Origin of the sequence: Caballeronia sp., assembly GCF_028292365.1 — a bacterium.
GTDB lineage: Bacteria > Pseudomonadota > Gammaproteobacteria > Burkholderiales > Burkholderiaceae > Caballeronia.
This window is the reverse complement of the sequence record NZ_JAQGMM010000347.1, coordinates 1-4,815: the sequence shown is the minus strand read 5'-3', so window position 1 is coordinate 4,815 and position 4,815 is coordinate 1. Positions and strand designations below refer to the sequence as shown.

At 60.9% G+C, this 4,815-nt stretch carries 4 protein-coding genes; 2 read left to right on the top strand and 2 right to left on the bottom strand.

Features of this window, described 5'->3' with window-relative positions; all coding sequences use genetic code 11:
• Positions 1-629, bottom strand: a 629-nt coding sequence (gene miaA / locus JWR14_RS20825; RefSeq protein WP_299710762.1) for a tRNA (adenosine(37)-N6)-dimethylallyltransferase MiaA, incomplete at its 3' end; no start/stop codon positions are given.
• A complete protein-coding gene (gene mutL / locus JWR14_RS20820) occupies positions 626-2,638 on the bottom strand; it encodes a DNA mismatch repair endonuclease MutL (protein ID WP_299710765.1) in 2,013 nt (670 codons plus the stop codon). The genes mutL and miaA, both read right to left, overlap by 4 nt.
• Before the next feature lie 291 nt (positions 2,639-2,929).
• On the opposite strand from mutL, the gene JWR14_RS20815 reads away from it, so the two are divergent.
• Positions 2,930-3,589 carry a VTT domain-containing protein gene (locus tag JWR14_RS20815; RefSeq protein ID WP_299710759.1) on the top strand — a complete coding sequence of 220 codons (660 nt, stop codon included), beginning with the start codon at positions 2,930-2,932 and terminating at the stop codon, positions 3,587-3,589.
• 433 nt (positions 3,590-4,022) lie between these two features.
• On the top strand, positions 4,023-4,815 hold a 793-nt coding region (locus JWR14_RS20810; protein ID WP_299710756.1), incomplete at its 3' end, for a peptidoglycan DD-metalloendopeptidase family protein.

Here is a 4,815-nt window from a genome sequence, read left to right as displayed (position 1 = left end):
AACACACTTCTATCCGATGGTTCTAAAGCAATCGGCACAAACTCATGCGCTTCCTGAGTCGGCTTTTTAGGTTCTTTTAATATCGATGACATCGCGCGACCGCTCAGCATCCATACTTCGAGCGCTCGCTGAATGCGCTGTGAATCATTGGGCGCCAGACGCGCCGCCGTTTCCGAATCAATCAGATTCAATCGCGCATGTAAAGCTGGCCAGCCGTCGCGCGCCGCTTCTTCATCGAGTTGCGCGCGTATTTCCGCATTCGCCTCCGGCAAATCATTTAATCCGCGCGTCAAGGCCATGAAATACAACATCGTGCCGCCGACCAATAACGGAACCCGTCCCCGTCCTTCAATCTCCGCCACCAGACGCAATGCATCGTTCCGAAATTGCGCAGCCGAATAAGACTCGGTCGGATCGATGATATCGATTAAATGATGCGGCGCCAGCGCGCGCTCTTCTTCAGTCGGTTTTGCCGTGCCAATATCCATGCCGCGATAAACCAGCGCTGAATCCACGCTGATGATTTCCACCGGCCGGCGCTGTGCGAACGCCAAAGCCGCAGCCGTTTTTCCCGATGCCGTCGGTCCCAATAAACACGCAACCCGACATGCAACCCGCCGCGCGCTCATTGGCCGCGCATGAAAAGTCGATCGAGATCGCCGAGCGTCAACTGGAACCAGGTCGGGCGGCCGTGGTTGCATTGGTCGCCGCGCTCGGTGGCTTCCATCTGGCGCAACAGGCCGTTCATTTCGTCCAGCGTCAGCCGCCGGTTTGCTCGTACCGCGTGATGGCACGCGAGCGTGCCGAGCAATTCATGCTGGCGCTCGGTCAATACCCGCGAGCCGCCGTAAGCCTGCAAATCCGAAATCACCGCACGCGCGAGAGATTGCAAATCGGCATCTTTCAGCAGGGCAGGGACCGCGCGGATCGCGATCGACCCCGGCGACAGAATCGCCAGATCGAATCCCAACGCGTCCAGCACTTCGCGCTCTTCTTCGACCACGCCCATTTCCACGGCATCGACGGTCATCGTCACCGGAATCAGCAACGGCTGAACCGCGATTGCCCGATCAGCCAGCGAGTTCTTGAACTGCTCGTACAGGATCCGCTCGTGAGCCGCGTGCATGTCGACGATGATCAAACCCTGCGCGTTCTGCGCCAGCACGTAGATGCCGTGAATCTGGCCGAGCGCGAAGCCAAGTGGCTGTTCATCGGCAACGATATCCGGCGCGCCTGGCATTGAGGCGTAGAGCGGTGCGCTGGGCTGGTTCGGAGAGTAGGAGTCAGAAGAGGAGGTGACGCCAGCAGCAAGCGCGGCGCCCTGCGGCGTGCCGGCGTTCACATCGCGGCGGCCGAACAACGCGTCGTACAGCGCCAGCGGCTGCGCGACCGGCAGATTGCCCTGCGTCATCCTCGATTGCCGCAGCCAGTTCGTACCGTTATCGTTTCTCTGCCCCGAATTCAGCGTGGAGTCGTTCAGCGAACCGGTGCCCATCCCCGCCACACCTGCACCCGCGTAAGGCCGTGCACTAAACGAAGCGATTCCTGTCGGCTGCAACTGCGCGGCGTGACCACCGGCCGTCGTTTCCGGTGATGCCCCCGCGTTACGGGCCAACGCCCGCTGCACGGCATGGAACACGTACTGATGGATCGAGCGTGAATCGCGAAAACGCACTTCGATCTTCGATGGATGCACGTTCACATCGACGGATTCCGGCGGCAGATCGAGAAACAGCACGTACGACGGATACCGGTTGCCGTGCAGCACGTCCTCATACGCGGCGCGTACGGCGTGCGTCAGCAGCTTGTCGCGCACGAAGCGCCCGTTGACGAAGAAATATTGCTGGTCGGCGCGGCCGCGGCTCGCGGTCGGCAGGCCGGCGCAGCCATACACGGCCAGCGGTCCGGCGCGTTCGTCGAGCGGCAGATGCGCGGTGGCGAAGACCTCGCCGAGAATTTTTGCCACGCGCGTGGACGGGTCCGACGCATTCCAGTGCTCGACGGCTTTGCCGTTATGAATCACCGATATCGCGATGTCCGGCCGCGCCAGCGCCACGCGCCGGATCACTTCCAGGCAATGCCCGAGTTCGGTCTGCTCGCTTTTCAGGAATTTGCGGCGCGCGGGAGTGTTGAAGTACAGCTCGCGCACTTCCATCGTGGTGCCGATTGTCCCGGCCGCCGGCGAGATCGCGCCCGTCTGGGCATCGATACGCGTGGCATGTGCGCAGGTCGCCGTTCGACTGGTGATGAAAAGCTCTGCCACCGACGCAATCGACGCCAACGCCTCACCGCGAAACCCCAGCGACGCCACCGCTTCCAGCTCGGCAAGCGAGCGGATCTTGCTGGTGGCGTGGCGTAACAAGGCCAGGGGAAGTTCGGCGGGGGGAATGCCGCAGCCATCGTCGACGATCATGATCCGTTTCACGCCGCCTTCGTCAAGCGTGATCCGCAAGCTCGACGCGCCGGCGTCCAGCGCGTTTTCGAGTAACTCCTTCACCACGGACGCCGGGCGTTCGACCACCTCGCCCGCCGCGATCTGGCTGATCAGCTGGTCTGGCAGTTGCTGAATGGCGCGCGGCAAGCGCCCGGCGGCGGGGGAATTGGATATCGTGTCGGATGAATCGATGAGATCGGGCATGCCGAAATTATAAAGCTTCACGCCCGTGAACGATTTCGCCGCCGTCCGGTCTGCCACTACGCGTTCGCCAGAGTCTCCCAACGGCGCACTGTTCCATGCGTTCCTGAGCGGCGCAAACGGGCAAATTGGCGTTAAAACCCGCCAATGAACCCACGTTTCGCGAATTTTCGGACGTCGAGTTCGGTATCATGGCGCGACTGTTTTTATCGCGACGTTTTGCAACGACATGCCCGCGCATGCACGCTATTGTTGCTGGTTTCCCGCTCATTTCATCTTGGTCGAGGCCCCCTTTTGGATACGCTGCTGTCATTCCTGAGTCTTATTCTCCATATCGACAAATCGCTCGGCTTTTTCATCCAGCATTACGGCGGCTGGGTGTACGCGGTGTTGTTCCTGATCGTGTTCTGCGAAACCGGGCTCGTGGTGTTTCCGTTCCTGCCGGGCGATTCGCTGTTGTTCATTGGCGGTGCGTTCGCGGCGAGCGGGTCAATGGATCTTGGCGCACTGATCGTGCTGCTGCTGGTCGCGGCGATCCTCGGGAACACGGTGAATTACTGGATTGGCCGCGCGATCGGCCCCAAGGTATTCGATACCCATATCCCCATGCTGGAACGTTTCCTCGATCGCGAAGCACTCCGCAAGACGCACGGTTTCTACGAGCGGCATGGCGGCAAAACCATCGTTCTCGCGCGCTTCGTGCCGATTGTGCGGACGTTTGCACCATTCGTAGCGGGCGCATCGGCGATGAAAGCTTCGCGTTTTCAATTGTTCAACATACTCGGCGCACTGATCTGGGTATTGCTGCTCGTATTGCTCGGTTATTTCTTCGGCAATATTCCATTTATTCGTCAGTATCTGAACGTGATCGCGTTGATCGGCGTGTGCGCGGCGATCGTGCCGATCGCGCTGGGCGCGTTGTGGAAAGTCATGCGGCGTAAAGCGAGTAATTAAGTCGGATTGAGTGGTTCGACAAGTGTGAATATCACGGGCACGGTATTCGGCCCGCCAGCGTCTTCGCCGCCAAAACGTAAAAGGTTAGAATGCCGAATTGTCGGCTCGGTGTTTCGAATATCGAGATGAACGAGTCTGGTATTTCGTGAACAAACGTTAAATGTTTTATGCTGGCGAAGCTTGGCGAGGTCTTATAGCAAATGTTGGAACGAACAAGACGTGAAGCGGGAGCGGCGTGTCACTGGCGCCGTCTCAGGCTGGTGGTGGCGGTGCTGGGTGTAACGGCGCTACTCTCCGGCTGCGGGATTTTTGGCTGCGGCGGCAGTGCGACGAACGGCGGGGCTTTCGGCGGATGTGGCGCCGGCATGCGGTTCTGAGCGCTTAGACGCAGCCCGGAAATATCGATAACAGGAAGTCAGGGAAGACGGCAAGCATGGCGGTATCGCGTTCAGGTAATTCAGGATGGGCCGTCAACGGCCACGGGGGAGTGCTCGGTGCGCTCGTTTCAATTGGCGTCGCTGTTTCGATCGCCGGTTGCTCCACGGCGCTGACGCCCGCGCCTATCGTCGAGCAGTCGACGGGCGGCACGAGTTCGCCAGCACTGATCCCCACTACGCCGCCGGGCGCCGGGTCAGCCGCTGGACCGGCCGCCATCGCGCCGGTGCAGGCGGATGCAGGGCCGGGGTTTTATCGCGTGAGGCCGGGCGATACGCTTTATGGCATCGCCCGGGCGCAAAAACAGCGTCCGTCCGATCTCATCAAGTGGAACAACCTGCCTGAAAGCAAGCAGGTCAACATCGACCAGTTGTTGCGCGTGGCGCCGCCAGCAGGAAGCGCTGGCACGGCCGCCAGCGGTGACGACTGGAGCAAACAGGCTTCGTCGGCGGGGGCATCGAAGGCCGGCCCGCCGATCATCGGCGCAGCGCCTGCGACGGCGAGCAATAACAACGCCCCGGCCGACACCAGGACCCCCGCGATCAATTCGAAGGGCGCGTGGCTCACATGGCCGGCACAAGGCGACGTGATCACGAAGTTCGGCGAAGGCGGCAGCAAGGGTATCGATATTGGCGGCAAGCTCGGCGAACCGGTGAAAGCCGCAGCGGCGGGCAGGGTCGTGTATGCGGGCAGCGGTTTGCGCGCTTATGGGCAGATGATCATCGTCAAGCACAGCAACGACTTCCTGACTGCGTACGCGCACAACGGCAAGCTGCTGGTGAAGGAAGGCG

Excerpts from the sequence above, each read along its gene's own strand:
- mutL (WP_299710765.1), bottom strand. The coding sequence starts at position 2,638 with ATGCCCGATCTCATCGATTCATCCGACACGATATCCAATTCCCCCGCC.